Source organism: Microcoleus sp. M2_D5 (assembly GCF_036701935.1).
Taxonomy (GTDB): domain Bacteria; phylum Cyanobacteriota; class Cyanobacteriia; order Cyanobacteriales; family Microcoleaceae; genus Microcoleus.
Genome location: NZ_JAUBRP010000017.1, coordinates 13,098 through 29,849 on the forward strand (window position 1 = coordinate 13,098; position 16,752 = coordinate 29,849).

The window sequence follows — 16,752 nt, forward strand, 5'->3', positions numbered from 1 at the left end:
GCAAAACTTCCTACCAAAGAGGTCTCGCCCCAGAAAGAATTTGCTGGATGTCATAATCAGATAAGTCGTATACCCTACCTTGCTCGTCTCTAAAAGTAGCACCTTGACCAGTTTCTCCAACCTTGTAAATATGAATGTGATCTTTGTCAGCTTGTTTATCACTTAAACTTGAGCGAGCCATAAGAATATCGGTACACTTACCCTTGTTGTCAAATTGATATTTGACTTTGTAAGAACCTTTATTCTCCCAACTATTTGCACCAGGATACCACTTACTCATTTGCGTAGTTTATTGAATAATTTGGATTTTAGACTTGAGGCAAGGGTATAAAACGCCAAGAGTTTAATCCCTAAATTACGTTTTAATACTTATCCTATTTTCGTTATTGTTCAAAATTTTGTCTATCCAAAAAAGCTCAATTTTGTTGGCAATTTTGTCTGCAAATTAAACTCGCTACATGAAAAAAGTTGGAAAATGCCGTAAAATGTTGGAAAATGTTAGGTACAATACGGAAAATCACAACATCTACGATGCTACATGAATCTTAAGGAAGTGTTAAAAATGGCTGACGAGATGGTGTTTGCCAAGACGGGTCAGCACCTTGATGATTTGCAAGAGGCAATTGTGCAAGGAACCATGCAAGGTGAAAAATACACCAAAATTGCCGATGATATTCACTGTAACGAGAGTTATGTTAGGGATGTTGGCTCAAAGTTATGGCAAATCCTTTCAGAGGAGTTGGGGGAAGATATCAGTAAAACTAATTTTCGATCGGCAATGGAGAGATTCCAACTCTCCCTATTTTCAAATGTTGTACAAGATTATGTCGGAGCTGGTAGCATTAATATCTGTGGAGAAGGTAGACACCCGCCAGATATACCACACTCACCTAATGGAGAAACATCCAATTCAAAACCAGCCAAAGCTCTACATCAAGATTTAAGCGAAATGCCGGAGTTGGGTAATTTCTTCGATCGCACCCCCTCTCTTAACACCCTCACAACCTGGATTCTACAACAAAACTGCCGCCTCATCACCCTCACCGGTATCAGCGGAATCGGCAAAACATCCCTAGCAGTACAACTCGTAAAACAAATCAAAGACGAGTTTGAATACGCAGTTTGGTGCACCCTAGACGAATGCCCTACCATCGATAAATTTCAATCCAACCTAACACAGCTTTTTTCCAATTCCGAAAACCCAGATTCATCCCCAACCAACCAGAAACAATTACCCTTAATTAAATATTTCCAAAACCATCGCTGTTTAGTAGTCTTGGATGACGTTCACAACCTTTTCTGTAGCGGCGAATTAGCAGGAAAGTATAAACCGGAATATGAAGAATATCGCTCCCTATTCAAACAAATAGAAAAATTATCCCATCAAAGTTGCTTTCTGCTAGTCGGTTGGGAACCGCCCAAAGAAGTTCCTCAACTCACCAGCGAAAATACTCCCATTCGGACTTTACAACTCACTGGCTTAGATACCGCAGCCGCACGGGAAATCCTCAGAGATAAAGGATTAGCAGAAATCGATAACTGCGAAGCACTCATTCACCGCTACCAAGGCAATCCGTTATGGTTAAAAAGCGTGGCGACTTTGATTCAAGAGTTGGGCATCGGCGCGACAGAGTTATTACTAGATGATACCATATTGTTACCCGAAGATTTGAAAGATGTTTTACAGCAGCAGTACGATCGCACTTCCGAACTAGAAAAACAAGTTATGTCATTGTTGGCGGCAGAAAACCAGCCAGTCAACTTCGCCAAATTGCTACAAAACGGACAAATATCATCATCCGATTTGCTAAACGCATTGCAATCTCTATCGCGGCGCTGCTTAATGGAAAAAGAAGCAAGTCTTTACACTCTGTCACCTGTACTGAAGCAGTATATCAAAGGATTGTAACGCTCGATATTGGTGCAATATCGAGCGGGGGCTTTTTTGTGGGTGGGGGCGGGTTTATTTAATTTGTTTGCACCCTTTAAGACTGTTGGCGAACCCGCCCCTACAGCTACAGGAATTCGCTATTATACCAGTAATCGGCGAATATATCAAAGGGTTATAACTGATATCTTACACCTGCGGTCAAAAACCTGTAGGGGCGGGTTCACCAATAACCTTAAAGGATATCTAGAGACTAAAAAACCCGCCCCCACCCCGCGCGAAACAGTTGAAATTATTGTAATTATGGAGGCGGTTAATCGATGTGCTATCATAGAATACAAAACTTATTGAGTCGAGTTATATGACCACAATAACTACAGTCACAACAGCCTCAAAACTCGCTGATTACTACATCTGGTTTGCGAATGATGTAGGCTCCTATCTCAGCAACCACAAGCTACAAAAACTATTGTACTACGCCCAAGCATGGTATCTCGCCTTTGAGGATACACCGCTGTTTGATGAAGATTTTGAAGCTTGGGTGCACGGGCCGACTATCCCGGCTTTATTTTATGAATACAAAGAACAATTTGACTGGAAGCCAATTCTCAAAGAAGTCGAAAAACCAGAGTTTCCCGAAGAAGTACAAGAATTTTTAGACGAGTTAGCTGACGATTATTTCTTCCGGGACGCTTATGAGTTAGAATTGATGGTGCGACGTGAAGACCCTTGGATTAATGCTAGAGGTGAGTTGCCAAAAGATGAACCTTCTCATGCTATTATTACGAAGGAATCAATGAGAAATTTTTACAAAACCCGTGTCATCGAAGAAGCATAAAAAAAGACAAGATACAGATATTCGTCGTCAGCCATCTTCAGCACCGAGAGAGGTTGTGAAAATACAAATACCGGAAGGAGTTAGTTTTTCTTTCAGGTATTATCAGGATGATCGAGATAAGTTTTCAATTGGCGGTAGAGATGCTAAGTATCTAGCATCTCTATTGAGAAGGCTGCGCGATTTGTCACAATTGAACGCTCAAGAAGTTATCAATAATCAGAGTAAAAGCCTGCGCTGTCATGGCATAGTTTAGAAAAATACTACTGAACCTAATGGCTTTGGGATTCCCAATGAAGATATCCTAATCAATATCCCCTACCAGTTTCAAATCTCTGCGAATGAATACGGTAGGGTGCATGGCTTTTTTAGTGAAAATGTTTTTTATATTGTCTGGCTAGACCCAGACCACAATCTTTACAGTTGAAATTATAGCCGAAGGAAGAAGGAAGAAGGAAGAAGGAAGAAGGAAGAAGGAAGAAGGAAGAAGGAGAATGCAATCCAAACAAAATATCTCGTGCTTAAGATTTGAGACTTCTTGAAGAAGTTGGGAATCTCAAACAGTCTGGGACTGACTCGGACTAAAGAAACCGGGTTTTTTACCCCGTTGCTGCGATTAAAGAAACCGGGTTTTTCATGGAATCTGTGGCTGCGACCAAATATTCTCGCAAAAAACCCGGTTTCTGGGCCCCCGTGCTAAGTCCTAATTTTAAGAAAGTTTTGCATAAATAGCTAAAATAAAATTAACGCTTAAAAAGCCTACTCCCAGTACGAGAATGATAAAGGTTGCGATACTGAAAATAGACTTTAGCCGATCGCCAATTCCGGGTTTTTCTGAGTTCATCGGTCAATTTTTGCAGTAAATTGGAGAGGATAAATTGAGAAAGAGTAGATTATACCAATGGGCGAACAAAAAGGCAACTCCCGACAAGCTCCCAACGAATATCGCCCTGAGTAGGTCGCATTTTTTAACTTTTAATCTAAAATCTAAAATCTAAAATAGTCTCAGGCATTTTTCGGTTAGCCCGGACAGCCCGAAGTCGATCGCCCGAACCCGATGGCGCTAACTCCTGTAAAATAGAGGGCGCGTTGGGGCGAACCTTTTAACAGCCGGAATTTGGCGCGATCGTCACAGGCTCCCAAATACATAATAATATGGCAGTCATCCTTAACTTACTCACAAAGGTAAAAATAGAAGAGTGCCAAGAAATAATCTAAAACATATAACTGAAAAAAGGATAGAAATCGATGCTCCACCCAGTCTCGCAACCTTACCCACAACGAGTAAATACTATGACCCAAAGAGCCGTGCGGAAGCCAAAACCCTCTGTTGCAAACCACTTGAGACCAAGTTTTCCTCAAAGGCACTGGCTGGAGATGGCAGAGTACGCCTCTCTGGCTGCCTCTGGTGTGGGTTCCCTGGCGGTGGCAGTGTCGGGTCAAGCTTTTTACGGGGTGGCTCCCCTAACTTTGGCTTTGTCGCTGAATGTTGCTAATCGGTATCGGTTCGAGCAGCAAGTGCGGGTGCATCAAAATTCGGAAATGGCCCAAGTCCAAAAGTCTGTCAATAAAGTCGAAAAAACGGCGGTGACGGTAATTGTTAAATTACGCAGGCAGTTGTCAGCAGATATTGCAGCGCTGCGCCAGCAAATGGCTGCACTGCCTAGGGCAGAAGGCTTTGAGGAGTCGATAGACATCCAGCGCCAGTTGCTGAGTTTGGGAGAGTCGGTAGCTTCTTTGCAAGAAATCGTGGCGTCTGCTGTGCTCGATGTCCGCCAGCAGGTGAGCGCACAACTGCAAGATTTATCAGTTGACCAATCGGCGCATCTCCAAGCTGTAGAACAGGCTATAGAGCAACTGCAAAACGCCACGCAAGGCTTGGCAGAAACTTCTCTGACGCGAGACGACTGGGAAGCAGTAAATACTCGATTTTTGGAAATCCAAAAAGTCATGGCCAATTTGCAAAGCCAACTGCAAACTCCCGCACACCAATCGAGTGCGGATTTGTCGCTTGTCCAAGCTCAAATCCACCGTTTGGAACACGAGCAGCAAGAAGTTGTCAAACCTCACCTCAAGCGCTTAATTTCGGTTGTCAAGGAGTTGCAGCACACACCAGAGAACCGTCAGTAGTCATTAGTCAGCAGTCATTAGTCATTAGTCATCAGTCATTAGTCATCAGTCAGAAGGAAGATTTTTCCCATCGGACAAGCTAGACATTCTCCGACTCTCCGACTCTCGCCCGATCGAGTCCAAATTTTTCGACAACTGTGTTAAAAGATTAAAAGCTAATCTCTCTAGTTCAACTGTTTTCAACCTGTTACAAGAAAATTAAATGACTGCAACCGTAACTATTGCTGATAACCCGTTACTAATCGGTCAAGGATTGCCCCCATTTGACGCGATCGAACCCGAACACGTAGTCCCCGCTGTTACCCAACTGCTGACCGAACTAGAAGCCTCGCTAGCTACCTTAGAATCGTCTGTAGAGCCGACTTGGAGCGGCTTAGTAGAACCGTTGCAGCGGCTCGGAGAGCGTTTAAATTGGAGCTGGAGCATTGTCGGACATTTGATGGGCGTGAAAAATAGCCCGGAACTGCGATCGGCTCACGAAACAGTGCAGCCGGAAGTAGTAAAATTTTGGAGCAAGCTCAGTCAAAGCAAACCGCTTTATGAAGCTTTTAAAGCGCTGCGGGCAAGCGAAAATTGGGACAGCTTAGAGTCAGCTCAAAAGCGAATTGTCGAAGCCGCTCTCCGAGACGCCCAACTCTCCGGCGTCGGTTTAGAAGGCGAGCAAAAAGATCGTTTTAATGCCATTCAATTAGAATTGGCCGAAATTACTACCCAGTTTTCTAATCACGTCCTCGACGCTACCAAAGCATTCAGCATCACCCTCACAAACAAAGACGAAATTGACGGTTTGCCACCGAGTTTGTTGAGTTTAGCAGCTCAAGCCGCTCGCAGCGCGGGCGAAGAAAATGCGGATGCCGAAAACGGCCCTTGGCGGATTACTTTAGACTTTCCGAGTTACGGCCCTTTCATGCAGCACAGCACCCGCAGTGACTTGCGCGAAAAGTTGTACAAAGCTTTTATCGGCAGAGCAAGTAGCGGAGAATTGAATAACTGGCCGTTGACCGATCGCATTTTAGCTTTGCGCCAGGAAAAAGCTGCTTTGGTAGGGTTTAGCAGTTATGCCGAATTGAGCTTGGCGAGCAAAATGGCTCCCGATGTTGCAGCAGTGGAAGCTTTGTTAGAAGAATTGCGTCAGGCTAGTTATGATGCTGCTGTCAAAGATTTAGAAGAATTGAAAGCTTTTGCTGCCGAAAAAGGCGCGGCGGAAGCTGGGGATTTGAAGCACTGGGATATTGGTTTTTGGTCGGAACGGCGCCGGGAAGAAAAGTTTGCTTTTAGTGCCGAAGAATTGCGGCCTTATTTTGCTTTGCCACAGGTATTAGAGGGATTATTTGGATTAGTAAAGCGGCTGTTCGGTGTGACAGTAACTGCGGCGGACGGTCAAACTCCTGTGTGGCACAAAGATGTGCGCTATTTCCAAATAGATGATGCAGCAGGAAATACGATCGCCAATTTCTATTTAGACCCCTACAGTCGCCCCGAAGAAAAGCGCGGCGGTGCTTGGATGGACGAGTGCGTGGTGCGCGCTAAATTTGTCGAAGCGGGAAAAACAACTACGCGGTTGCCGGTGGCTTATTTGGTGTGCAACCAAAGTCCTCCGGTTGACGGCAAACCGAGTTTAATGACTTTCTTGGAAGTCGAAACTTTGTTTCACGAATTCGGTCACGGTTTGCAGCATATGCTGACAACGGTAGACTATCCGGGGGCTTCGGGAATCAATAATGTTGAGTGGGATGCAGTGGAATTGCCCAGTCAATTTATGGAAAATTGGTGTTACGATCGCGCGACTTTGTTCGGGATGGCAAAGCATTACGAAACCGGGGAAACTTTGCCGGAACACTACTACCAAAAACTGCTAGCAGCGCGCCACTACATGAGCGGCACCGTCATGCTCAGGCAAGTACATTTTAGCAGCGTTGACATCGAATTGCATCACCGCTATCGATCGGGCGGCAACGAAACTGTGGCCGATGTCCGCAACCGTATCGCTAAAACTACGACTGTTTTGCCTCCTCTGGAAGAAGACGCATTTTTGTGCGCTTTCGGACACATTTTTGCGGGCGGGTATGCGGCGGGGTATTACAGTTATAAATGGGCTGAAGTGCTCAGCGCTGATGCTTTTGCGGCGTTTGAGGAAGCGGGTTTGGAAGATGAAAGTGCGATCGCATCTACAGGCAAGCGCTTCCGAGATACAGTGTTAGGATTGGGCGGCAGTTTGCACCCGATGGAAGTGTTTAAAACTTTCCGGGGACGCGAACCGAGCACTAAAGCTTTGTTGAGACACAGCGGTTTAGTTGCTGCTTAATCTGGCTTAATCTAATCTGGAATAATTGGGGATTAATGCGGGTGAATTTCTTTGCATTAATCCCTGTTTTTTTGTTGAATAAGATTTGGGCATATGCTGTATGTTTAGGGTGTTTATACAGCATATTCCATGTATATGTAGTACACACTATCTTGTAGTAAATAAGGTGCGGATACACCCATCAATCTGCAAGTTCTATTTAAAAGGTCGATAAAACTTACAGATTGACGGGTGTATCCGCACCAAACAGCAGGCGATCGCTCTTCTTGTGTGTACCACATCTACATGGAATATGCTGTATCTCAAATGAGTTCAAAAGAACCACTCTTGACACGATGATCCTTTATATCTTGCCCTTAAAGTCAAGTACAATTTATCCCAAATTAGATGAGCTTACCCTGCTGTTTCAACCCCCATACAGTCCGGAAGTAAACCCCATAGAATGACTGTCGGGCTACGTAAAAAAACATTGAAATGGTTGAGATTTGACCAAATAGAAGAGTTGAGAGCAGCGGAGAAAAAATAGTTAAATAAGTTGACGTTGGAAGTTATTGCTTCTTTGAGGGGATGGAAATTTATTTGATAGGATATCTCTGTAGCAGGACTTTAGGAAATTGGTAAGCAGTCGCGCATTTAAATTGTATATTCAGGGCGGGCAGGACGCCCATCCCACAAGACTTTGATTTTTTTTTGACATACAATTTAAAGGCCGCAACAGCTTATAAGTCGGCGCTTTAAAACGCCACTATGTAAACGATGTAAAATGTCTAAATGATCTCTACTGGCTAACTTAAGCCTATTTACATACTGTTACAGTATTCGGTTTAATCCCGCCTACCTACTTAAAACCCCTGTTAGTTTTGCCAGTTCCGGTGGAAAGGAAAATGAGTTGGTCGCTCCATTGTTTATAGTTGCTGTGGGATCTGATAGTTGCCAAGAAAATGTAACCCACTAAAGAATACTTGATAACCTATGGAACAAGTGCGATCGCCCAGTCGAGTTGGATGCTATTAAGTTTGAGAAAAACATCTAAATCTAATGACGATCGCTCGCCTCAACCATTGCCTTTACAAAACCTCCGATTTCCGTGGCTACCTTAATGAAACCTGTCTCAATCATAGGCAGAAGGATTCTTAAGGCAGTTGACTGTACGCCAAAACCATATCGGGAGCATCACATACTTGACTTTCGGTGACTGGATTAGGCCGCGTTGAGTAGGCAATAGCGTGCATATGTTTTACGCGAGCTTGAAAAGTCTTCTCAAATGTGTGCTGTTGAGCAAACTTGAGGGACTTGAACGACATCGATTTAATTTCTTCCCGGTTGTGGCTGAGTTCTGCAATTTTCTTCGCCATCTGTTTAGGCTGATTCATTGGCACAACCCATCCCGTCTCCGACATTTCTGCAATTCCCTCGAATGCTTCGTTAGCATAGCCAACAATCGGCACGCCAGCAGCCATAGTTTCTATGTAAGTACAAGAAGGATCGCCCTGCCGGTGACAGCAAACAAACAAATCAATATTGTTCTTCACAAAGGGGAAGAAATCTGTTTTAAAGTCAGGCACTCCAAGCATTTTTACACAATCATTAAGTTGATTGGCCGCTATTTGCTGGTGCATCATCTCTTCTAATTCACCAATACCACTGATGAACATTTCAAATTTCACCTTCAGTTGTTTGAGTTCTTTAGCGACCTCAAGTAAATGATCTGCTCCTTTCATCTTAATTAGGCGACCTGAGAATACTAGCCGCAGAGGCATATCTGGAGAGCGGTTTTCAGTGCGCCGTTCAATATCAGCTTCTGTTGCTAACATATCCTCGCTAATCCGCGTGTCAAAGAAAAACTGTGGATTGCGATTGATATGCTTGTATTCTTGGTAAGTAGGGGTGCCGTTGCACTGCAATCCATCTGCCATTGCGATTGCCTTGCGCTGCTTATATTCCTGAATGTAAGTCCAAATAATTCTTCGCAAACGGAGCAAGGGATTGCTCGTACTCACATTCACGATCTGTTTGCGAGTTTTCAGACTGTATTCGGAAACGTAAATACACGGTACTCCCGCTATTTTACACACTTTACTGATATGGTTCTGTCTGTATTCCGGGGCTGCCAATACCAGCGAACTCTGATGCTGATGTAGTAAAGCTGGGGTGATTTTGTCAAAAGAAATTATTTCCAGTTTGAATGGCAATTCATCAAGTTTGAATATTTTTGAATCTATCTGGTCGTTGTCTTTTTTCGTTTCTTCCATCATCACCGTAATAGATCCCGACCAATACTCGGCTAACTCACCAACTGCTTCAATCAATTTGCGGGTGAGTAAAACTTCACCGTTTGGCAAAAGCTTTACTTTGAGGGGCTGTACGATAGTCAGATTGTTGTTAGTAAGCATAGATTAGGGACTCCCTGATTGTAAGTTTTTACGGTTGATGCGGTAGTAAATCTTTGGTGTTCTTTGCAAGGGCTGTTTATCAATATAACAGACATTTACCGAAGTTAAAGTTCGCCGCCTGATACGAAAAGCATTTCAGACTCGGTTTCGGAGATATCTAATACTTAAGATTGATTCAGCAACTGGATTAGACCTTTATTATTTAATTAGAGGTCTGTTTGATATGTAGCAATCATCTGCTATCTACGTATAAGTGTCAATAACCTTTTCCGAGCTTTACTCAATCTTTATAGTTTAGCGGTCAATTATAAAGAAAAGTGCAATTTTAGGGTGAATTTGGTTAAAACAAGGGCTATTCTAAGTGTTTATACTTAAGTACAATCATCTAACTAGCAAGAATCAGCGCGAGTTGCGAATAGGGCGATCTCAATGCTTTAAGTAAGTCGATGGAAAAAAACGGCCCTAGGTAAACGAGGGCAAAGTCTCCAAATGCTCTCTAATGGCTGACTTAAACCTGTTTACATGGTGTTGCATTATGCGGTTTAAGCCGGTCTACGTACTGAAACCATAGAGTTATAACAAATTTATTAGAAACTTTACATAAATAGATATCTTGTAACATAATAATATTTCTTGACAATTACCCTGGCGAAGTAGAAGGAGTAAAAAAATTTTACCCCTTCTGTCTTCGCTAATGCGAAGGCTTGATGCTGAACTTTTCTTTTATAAACCGGATATAAAGGTGCTTGAAAGCCGACTTCACCACGCGGGGCATACCAAAGTCTATCGCCATCATGCTTTCGGGCAACTTCCAATCCAAAACCTTGAGATTTTCCGGCTGCAAAAGCGGAAAATCAATCGCCTCTAAATTCGAGCAAAGCCCCAATCTCATCGCCGCAGCTACAGTGGGAACCGCCTCCGGATCGGCATTAATAATTTCAACTAAAGTTCTGTCCAAGGCAAACACATCATCAGAGGCGGCCAAAATTCCCAAAAACTTAGGTTCGCCCCCACTTGGCCCGTTACCTTCGTGACCGATAATTCCATCCAAAATCGTCAAATTTGGGTTAATTGCCCTGGCAGTTTCTACCAGCATTTCACCGAATCTGGCGCTATCTTTGCCAGCTTCCATGTGCCACCAAGCCTTCATTTTGCCGGGAACGCAGCCGAACAAATTTTTCACGCCCATTGTCACCGTTAATTGAACGTGAGATTTGAGTTTGGGCAAATTAATCACTACATCCGCTTCCATTGCTTCTTTGCAAATTCGCAGATGATTGAAATCTTTGCTGACTGTTTCGTAGCGTTTTCCTTGAAACTCAACAACTGGCAAATTCAGTTCTTCCAACAGAGGCAAATAACCATTAGCTTTTGCCACACCCATCGCGCTACCAAAAGCCGGACTATCGCCTAAAAAGGGTTTTCCTCCCGCCTCAATGACCATTTTAGCGACGCAGTAAACCAATTCTGGGCGGGTGACACATTCTTTTGTAGGGCGAGAACCGGTGAGGAGATTGGGTTTGAGTAAAACCCGATCGCCCGATTTGACAAAAGCCGAGATTCCGCCCAAGGGTGCGAGCAAACTTTCTAGAGATGTTTGTAAAATTTGGCGATCGTATGAATTGGCCTGAATTAAGCTAACAGCAGACATAATTATGAATTCCTTGGTAATTGGTTATCGATCTGGAATAATATACCTCTTGCAAAAAAGATATATGTTATCATCACAGGTGTTAAATTGAATCCCCTATATCTAACTCATAATTGTAAATTGCTGAGAACAAATTACAAAGCAGACCATAACGGCGACCATTCTGATAACGACTCGACAATATTTTAAAAAATTTGAGACTTCGATTAACCTGTTCAATTCCCTATTCGCTCCTGTGCTAAAACTCTATTGTAATCTTTTTCTCGAAGATACAGTTTCCCCTTTTTAGGTGTATTTTTAGGCATATAACTATTGGTGCGCTCATCCTTTATCCCTTGATAGCCACTATCTTGTAAGCTATTTGTTTCGGGATGAAAATTAATTTTATTTTTTTACTCAAATTAAAATTTTGGTAATGCTCCGATCCAAAAGCAGCGAGGAGTTGGGATTCAATCAACTAAAGCAAACATTTTCATTATATCATAAAAATCTTTTGCAAGAGGTCTAATAGGGACTTCTCCAGTGCGCTTTTGAGGAGATATCGCAGGAGTCACCCATTTTTTTGCACATTCCAAAAATAAATCATATCAAACCCTTGATAGCAAAGGATTTGATATGAAGCGAATACTCTTTGCCCGGATTGGGTATAGCGCGGTTTCTACAATTTGTCGATCGACCTTTTGGCTTGGTCTGCCAGATTTTTAACCGCATTTTTTGCATCTTCTGCTGCGTGGCGGGCGGCAGCTTCGGCTTGTTTGGCTTTACCTTCAACCTGGTCTTTTCTGTTGCCCGTAATATTACCTAAAATTTCCTGAGCTTTGCCTTCTAAATTTTTGCCGATCGCCTTCGCTCTGTCTTCTGTAGTCATGATAAGCTCCGTTTGGCAAGTTGCTATAGTAACATTGTAAAATTAACTCGCCTGCAATTGCCTTTAACTTCATATTAATTTATATTCTGCTTGACCTCGGTCTTCTGCTGATGACTTACTTCCGGCAAATTACTCACTCAAAAAGCGAAGGATGCTTTTTTTTGACAACTGTATACCTCCGCAAAATTAGTCATAACTTAGATATTGCACCATTCTAAATTAGGCTTTTATGAACAGGCTTTTCGGCCTGTTCCACAAGAAAATTTATCTTTTGTGGAACGGCTTTTATGAACAGGCTTTTCGGCCTGTTCCACAAGAAAATTTATCTTTTGTGGAAGGGGCAGGAGAGCCCGTTCTTGATAATGGTGCAAAATGCGTCATAAAAAACTATTTCAAACTCGCCGCAGCAACTTTAATCGGTTCGAGTAATTCTAACGGCAAATGCAGCATATTCAATTGCGTGCTATCTGCTGCTTTCCTTTCCGGATCGGGGCCGTGATAATCGCTGCCACCAGTTGCTAGCAAACCGTAATGAAGACACAAATCTTTCAACTTTTGAATTTGGCTAGAACTGTGGGTGGGATGGTATACTTCAACTCCCATTAAACCAGCATCTACTAATTCTTGTAAGACTTCCTCAACAGCGCCGCCGCGAAATAAATAAGGGTGAGCCCAAACTGGTACTGCGCCGCAACTTTTCAGTAAATCAATGCCTTCGACGATCGAGAATTTCTCGTAATGCACATAAGCCGGGCCGTCATCTCCCAGCCAGCGATCGAATGCTTCCCGCGATGATTTGGCGTGACCGGCTTTTACAAGTGCAGAGGCAATGTGAGGCCTTCCCGGTGCCATTCCTGGCGATGTTTTTGGCAGTTCGATCGCGTATCCCATTGCTGCTAATTTTTCGACCATTTCCTGCGATCGGCGAAACCTTCCTTCCAGGCGATCGTTCAAAGGAACGCGCAACTTATTTGCATCAGGATAAAAACCTAAAATGTGCAGGGAACGGCCGTTGTGAACCGTGCTGAGTTCGAGTCCGGGGACTATTTCGATACCGTACAAAGCAGCAGCGGCGAAGGCTTCATCCCAACCCGACATCGTATCGTGATCCGTGACAGCCAAGGCGCGAACCCCCGAAGACACGGCGGCGGCTACGAGTTCGGCAGGGGTGAGAGTGCCGTCGGAATAAGTTGTGTGACAGTGGAGTTCTAGCATTTTTTTCGGTAAGTTAAAGTCTGCGAAATCGGCAATTATTCCCCTCACTCATGCCACATATATCGTCCCTGCGATCGACAATTTTTTGGGTAATTTCCATCTGTGAGCTGTAATAACTTTTCGCGCATTTAATGGGGAAATTTCTGTTTATTAAAAGCTTGCGTGGGGTGGGCATCTTGCCCGCCATTTCTGTTAAATTTAGATGCAGAACACCTTAGCTATTTCTTGATTTCTCGCATTGGGTAAAGGACACCCTCTGGTAATTTGGGAGGAACCGGCGATATTTCAATACTTTGTATGTTATGAACTGGGATAACTACCAGTTTATCTGCCAATTCGAGAATTACCGGGTCTGCTGTCAACATTTTGTGCAGGCGAGTCCCTAAAGTTGCTTGCTCTCCTACTGTTCCCTCTGGCGCAATGAACTGGAAGTGTTGCTGTTTGCCGTTGGTATAGTGGATTGTCAGATTGATAATTCCTTCTTGGTTGGTTGCTTGCATAATTTTTTTTCCCTAACAGTCGATCGGGACTTCGCAAAATTAACAATAAATCAAAACTGGCGATCGCACCACCGTTGGAAAGCTCGTTGCAAAGCTTTTGACCAAACGAGGCTGTCGGTACGAAACTCCGGTTACTGCTAATTTTACCACAAAAACTGTACGGAAACTCGCCAACTTACCCAGTATACAATTGGCAGTCGCGCTGTCTTCGCTCCTCAATGCGCGAGAGCCTTCGCCAACAATATTTGGTCGATCGGGCTTTCTTCTATGCCAGTTGGCAAAGTGGCTCAATTTAGCCTCTCTAGCGACTTGAGTCAAAGCGGACTCAAGTCATACAGCAAAAGCATTTGAGCGCTTTGGGTGTCAAGGTTTTTCGATGTGGCAACTGTGGAGGTTGGGATAGCGGCATTCTGCTTTCACTGCGGTAGAGGATTTTTTTATAAATTTATAACATAACATTCAGGTACAGCTTATGAAATCCACACTTTGTTTTCCAGAAACTTCTCTTCACTCTAACGCAGTCACTAATAATAAGGCTATTGACTCTTGTATCCTTACTGCTTGGATTGACTTAGTAGGAGGAGATTTTGAGAGCTTGGGAGGAGATGATTGGCTTCCCTTGTGCGGCGACATTGATGACGGAGAAATTTACCGGGAATGGTTTTTGTGGCAAGACAGCGAAGTAACTCAAGAATGGGAAGCTTACGATCCCATTACTAATTATCGAGTTGTGGCATCTAGCCGAGAAATGATGATTGCTAAAATCGACCAAATAGAAGATGCCAGAACAATTTAGTTGAGAAGGAGAAGGTTAAATCTTGATTTTCAACTTTAATAAAAATTCTGTAAACAAACCCGGTTTCTCCCAACCACACTCAAGAAACCGGGTTTTTCAGACCTCAAATCTAGGTGTGAGTTGAGTCCTACTGGTTGAACACAATAATTTATTTCGCTACTGCTTTTTGTTTTTCTCGTTCTAATTTGCGCTGCTTCAAGGCTGCCAGATTTTGTTTAATCGTGTCGATCGCAAATCCAGCCTCCTGCTGTTGGTATAATTCGCTTGCACGGATCAAATCTGCAACAGCCTCGTCATCCGATCGCAAATTTGCAAAAGCCAAGCCGCGATTGTGGTAAGCTTCTGCCAAAGTAGAAACTTGTTCTACAGCGCTGGTAAATCTATCTTTAGCTTTGCGGTAATTTCCAGACTGATAAGCCTCAATTCCTTGTTGAAAATAAACGGAAGCTTTGCTGCCGCTGTCGGTATCGGGAAATTCTGGGTAAGTTAAAATTGGTTCTTTAAAGAGTACAGAAATGCTGCCCTTGCCGAAGTAAGCCCAAGTCATTGTTCCAAACCCAATCCCCAGCACGAGGGCAATAATGACAGACAGAGCAATAAAATTGGTGAGTTCCATAGAGCAATATTTGTTGTATTATAATATGATAAGATAATTCCTAACTTCTGCAACAATGGCTGCACGGATTTACCTTAACTGGAAATGGTTGTTCCGGTCGCTAGCTTTAGTATTGTCGATCGGCTTAATGATTGCAACTGCAAGTTCTGAGGCAGCAACCAACGCCCAAACTCAAGCAGGGTGGCAATTGTTGCAGCGGGATGAGACAGGGTTGGTGGTAGCAATGCGACACGCGATCGCCCCAGGTACGGGAGATCCTGCTAACTTTAAGTTGGGCAACTGTTCCACCCAGCGCAATTTATCAGCACAGGGACAAACCCAAGCCAAGCAAATTGGAGCCGAATTTCGCAACCGCAACATCAAAGTTGCCAGAGTTTTATCGAGTCAGTGGTGTAGGTGTTTAGAAACAGCAAAATTGATAAATTTAGGCAAAGTCGAACCCTTCCCAGCGCTGAACTCGTTCTTTAAAGACAGCAGCAAAGAAGCCAGACAAACAGCGGCAATTCGCAAATTAATTGTGGACAACCGCAACACAAAAGGCGCGATTATTCTGGTAACGCATCAAGTAAATATTACCGCAATTACTGATATTGTTCCCCAAAGCGGCGAAGCTGTCATTCTCAGAGCATCTCGACAAGGTAAAATTGAAATACTCGGACGCATTGGAGGATTTTAAATACATATAAAGTTATAATATTACCAATTCCCAATTCCCAATTCCCAATTCCCAATTTATATGAGTTTCCAATACAGCGCCGCCCTAGTGACTTTAGCCGACCTTGATAAAGAAGTTCTCGTTAAATTTTACACAAAATTTCTCGACATAGAACCAAACCCTTACATTCCCAATACTTATGCTGAATTTCAACTCCCCGGCTTAAGACTCGGCATATTCAAACCCAAAGATTCTCACAAATCGGAATTTTCCAATCGAGCCAAAACAGGCATGAGTTTGTGTCTGGAAGTCAGCGATATTGAAACTGCGATCGCCCGAATTTGGGCTTTAGGTTATCCACCCGCAGGAGAAATTATCAAAGCTTCTCACGGTTTAGAAATTTATGCCTTCGATCCCGCCGGCAACCGCATAATTTTACATCAATCTAATGAGAATGTAGGATGATGGCTAATGATTTGTGAACTCTCGATCTTCTCTTCCTTCGCGTGTTCGCGTCTTCGCGGTTCGTTCAAAAAAACATCTAGTTCACAACCCGCTAATGACATTGTAAAACCCGCCTCTACAAATCAAAACTGCCTTAACTATCTAATCAGTTCAGCAAAACTATAAAAACTGATAATTAATAACAGCAAGGCTGTTAGATGAGTTAGCTGAAATTGAGGCCGCGGGCCGATGGATTCCCGCACCAAAATAGAAAAAGACGAACCAATTATATAACTCAGAGACAGCGTTAAATATTGCCACTGCAATGTTACACTCCACAGCCCCAGCAAAATCATCGCCAAAGTCAACATCACCAACTCAACAAAGCGAGGCGGATTGTGCTGAGTAGACAGAATCAAAGTGTCCAACCAATATTGCCAAGGTCTCATGTGTTAG

The 16,752-nt window shown here is 43.3% G+C and carries 19 protein-coding genes and 1 pseudogene; 7 read left to right on the forward strand and 13 right to left on the reverse strand.

Features of this window, described 5'->3' with window-relative positions:
• Positions 1–10: 10 nt before the first annotated feature.
• Positions 11–280 carry a hypothetical protein gene (locus tag QUA50_RS09705; protein ID WP_333262499.1) on the reverse strand — a complete coding sequence of 90 codons (270 nt, stop codon included), beginning with the start codon at positions 278–280 and terminating at the stop codon, positions 11–13.
• 258 nt (positions 281–538) lie between these two features.
• On the opposite strand from QUA50_RS09705, the gene QUA50_RS09710 reads away from it, so the two are divergent.
• Complete coding sequence (locus QUA50_RS09710; RefSeq protein WP_333262501.1) at positions 539–1,909, forward strand: NB-ARC domain-containing protein; 1,371 nt, start codon at positions 539–541, stop codon at positions 1,907–1,909.
• 340 nt (positions 1,910–2,249) lie between these two features.
• Positions 2,250–2,726: a type II toxin-antitoxin system antitoxin SocA domain-containing protein gene (locus tag QUA50_RS09715; protein ID WP_333262504.1), complete on the forward strand. Its 477-nt coding sequence runs from the start codon at positions 2,250–2,252 to the stop codon at positions 2,724–2,726.
• A 706-nt stretch (positions 2,727–3,432) separates the two neighbouring features.
• On the opposite strand, the gene QUA50_RS09720 is transcribed toward QUA50_RS09715, so the two are convergent.
• Positions 3,433–3,567: a hypothetical protein gene (locus QUA50_RS09720; protein ID WP_333262507.1), complete on the reverse strand. Its 135-nt coding sequence runs from the start codon at positions 3,565–3,567 to the stop codon at positions 3,433–3,435.
• 176 nt (positions 3,568–3,743) lie between these two features.
• On the reverse strand, positions 3,744–3,872 hold the full coding sequence (locus tag QUA50_RS09725; RefSeq protein ID WP_333262509.1) for a hypothetical protein: 129 nt from the start codon (positions 3,870–3,872) through the stop codon (positions 3,744–3,746).
• A 144-nt stretch (positions 3,873–4,016) separates the two neighbouring features.
• On the opposite strand from QUA50_RS09725, the gene QUA50_RS09730 reads away from it, so the two are divergent.
• Complete coding sequence (locus tag QUA50_RS09730) at positions 4,017–4,853, forward strand: hypothetical protein (protein WP_333262512.1); 837 nt, start codon at positions 4,017–4,019, stop codon at positions 4,851–4,853.
• 202 nt (positions 4,854–5,055) lie between these two features.
• Complete coding sequence (locus QUA50_RS09735) at positions 5,056–7,158, forward strand: M3 family metallopeptidase (RefSeq protein WP_333262515.1); 2,103 nt, start codon at positions 5,056–5,058, stop codon at positions 7,156–7,158.
• 113 nt (positions 7,159–7,271) lie between these two features.
• On the opposite strand, the gene QUA50_RS09740 is transcribed toward QUA50_RS09735, so the two are convergent.
• The 8 genes and pseudogenes from QUA50_RS09740 to QUA50_RS09775 form a co-directional block, all read right to left on the reverse strand.
• Positions 7,272–7,439, reverse strand: a complete 168-nt coding sequence (locus QUA50_RS09740; RefSeq protein ID WP_333055927.1) for a hypothetical protein — start codon at positions 7,437–7,439, stop codon at positions 7,272–7,274.
• An 852-nt stretch (positions 7,440–8,291) separates the two neighbouring features.
• Positions 8,292–9,551 (reverse strand): glycosyltransferase, encoded by a 1,260-nt coding sequence (locus tag QUA50_RS09745; protein WP_333055928.1) that lies wholly within the window; start codon positions 9,549–9,551, stop codon positions 8,292–8,294.
• Between the two features lie 691 nt (positions 9,552–10,242).
• Positions 10,243–11,202, reverse strand: coding sequence for a DUF362 domain-containing protein (locus QUA50_RS09750; RefSeq protein WP_333262518.1), 960 nt, complete (start codon positions 11,200–11,202; stop codon positions 10,243–10,245).
• Positions 11,203–11,284: 82 nt separating this feature from the next.
• A pseudogene (locus QUA50_RS09755) lies at positions 11,285–11,585 on the reverse strand (transposase family protein); the annotation flags it as partial.
• A gap of 275 nt (positions 11,586–11,860) precedes the next feature.
• Positions 11,861–12,070, reverse strand: coding sequence for a CsbD family protein (locus QUA50_RS09760; RefSeq protein ID WP_333262521.1), 210 nt, complete (start codon positions 12,068–12,070; stop codon positions 11,861–11,863).
• Positions 12,071–12,457: 387 nt separating this feature from the next.
• Entirely contained in the window at positions 12,458–13,285 is an 828-nt protein-coding gene (locus tag QUA50_RS09765; RefSeq protein ID WP_333262523.1) for a PHP domain-containing protein, read from the reverse strand.
• A gap of 218 nt (positions 13,286–13,503) precedes the next feature.
• The gene (locus tag QUA50_RS09770; protein ID WP_190740781.1) at positions 13,504–13,785 is read right to left on the reverse strand and encodes a hypothetical protein; all 282 of its coding nucleotides are present in this window, start codon (positions 13,783–13,785) and stop codon (positions 13,504–13,506) included.
• A 39-nt stretch (positions 13,786–13,824) separates the two neighbouring features.
• Positions 13,825–14,103, reverse strand: a complete 279-nt coding sequence (locus tag QUA50_RS09775) for a hypothetical protein (protein ID WP_333262526.1) — start codon at positions 14,101–14,103, stop codon at positions 13,825–13,827.
• Positions 14,104–14,257: 154 nt separating this feature from the next.
• Between QUA50_RS09775 and QUA50_RS09780 the strand changes: the two genes are divergently transcribed.
• The gene (locus tag QUA50_RS09780) at positions 14,258–14,581 is read left to right on the forward strand and encodes a hypothetical protein (protein ID WP_333262528.1); all 324 of its coding nucleotides are present in this window, start codon (positions 14,258–14,260) and stop codon (positions 14,579–14,581) included.
• A gap of 148 nt (positions 14,582–14,729) precedes the next feature.
• Here the strand turns inward: QUA50_RS09780 and QUA50_RS09785 are convergent, their stop codons facing one another.
• On the reverse strand, positions 14,730–15,197 hold the full coding sequence (locus QUA50_RS09785; protein ID WP_333262531.1) for a hypothetical protein: 468 nt from the start codon (positions 15,195–15,197) through the stop codon (positions 14,730–14,732).
• A gap of 55 nt (positions 15,198–15,252) precedes the next feature.
• Between QUA50_RS09785 and QUA50_RS09790 the strand changes: the two genes are divergently transcribed.
• Together QUA50_RS09790 and QUA50_RS09795 are read left to right on the forward strand one after the other, a co-directional pair.
• Positions 15,253–15,873, forward strand: a complete 621-nt coding sequence (locus QUA50_RS09790; protein ID WP_333262534.1) for a histidine phosphatase family protein — start codon at positions 15,253–15,255, stop codon at positions 15,871–15,873.
• 60 nt (positions 15,874–15,933) lie between these two features.
• On the forward strand, positions 15,934–16,317 hold the full coding sequence (locus QUA50_RS09795) for a VOC family protein (protein WP_333262537.1): 384 nt from the start codon (positions 15,934–15,936) through the stop codon (positions 16,315–16,317).
• Between the two features lie 137 nt (positions 16,318–16,454).
• Here QUA50_RS09795 and QUA50_RS09800 read toward each other — a convergent pair whose 3' ends face one another.
• Positions 16,455–16,745: a hypothetical protein gene (locus QUA50_RS09800; protein WP_190661269.1), complete on the reverse strand. Its 291-nt coding sequence runs from the start codon at positions 16,743–16,745 to the stop codon at positions 16,455–16,457.
• Between the last annotated feature and the right edge of the window lie 7 nt (positions 16,746–16,752).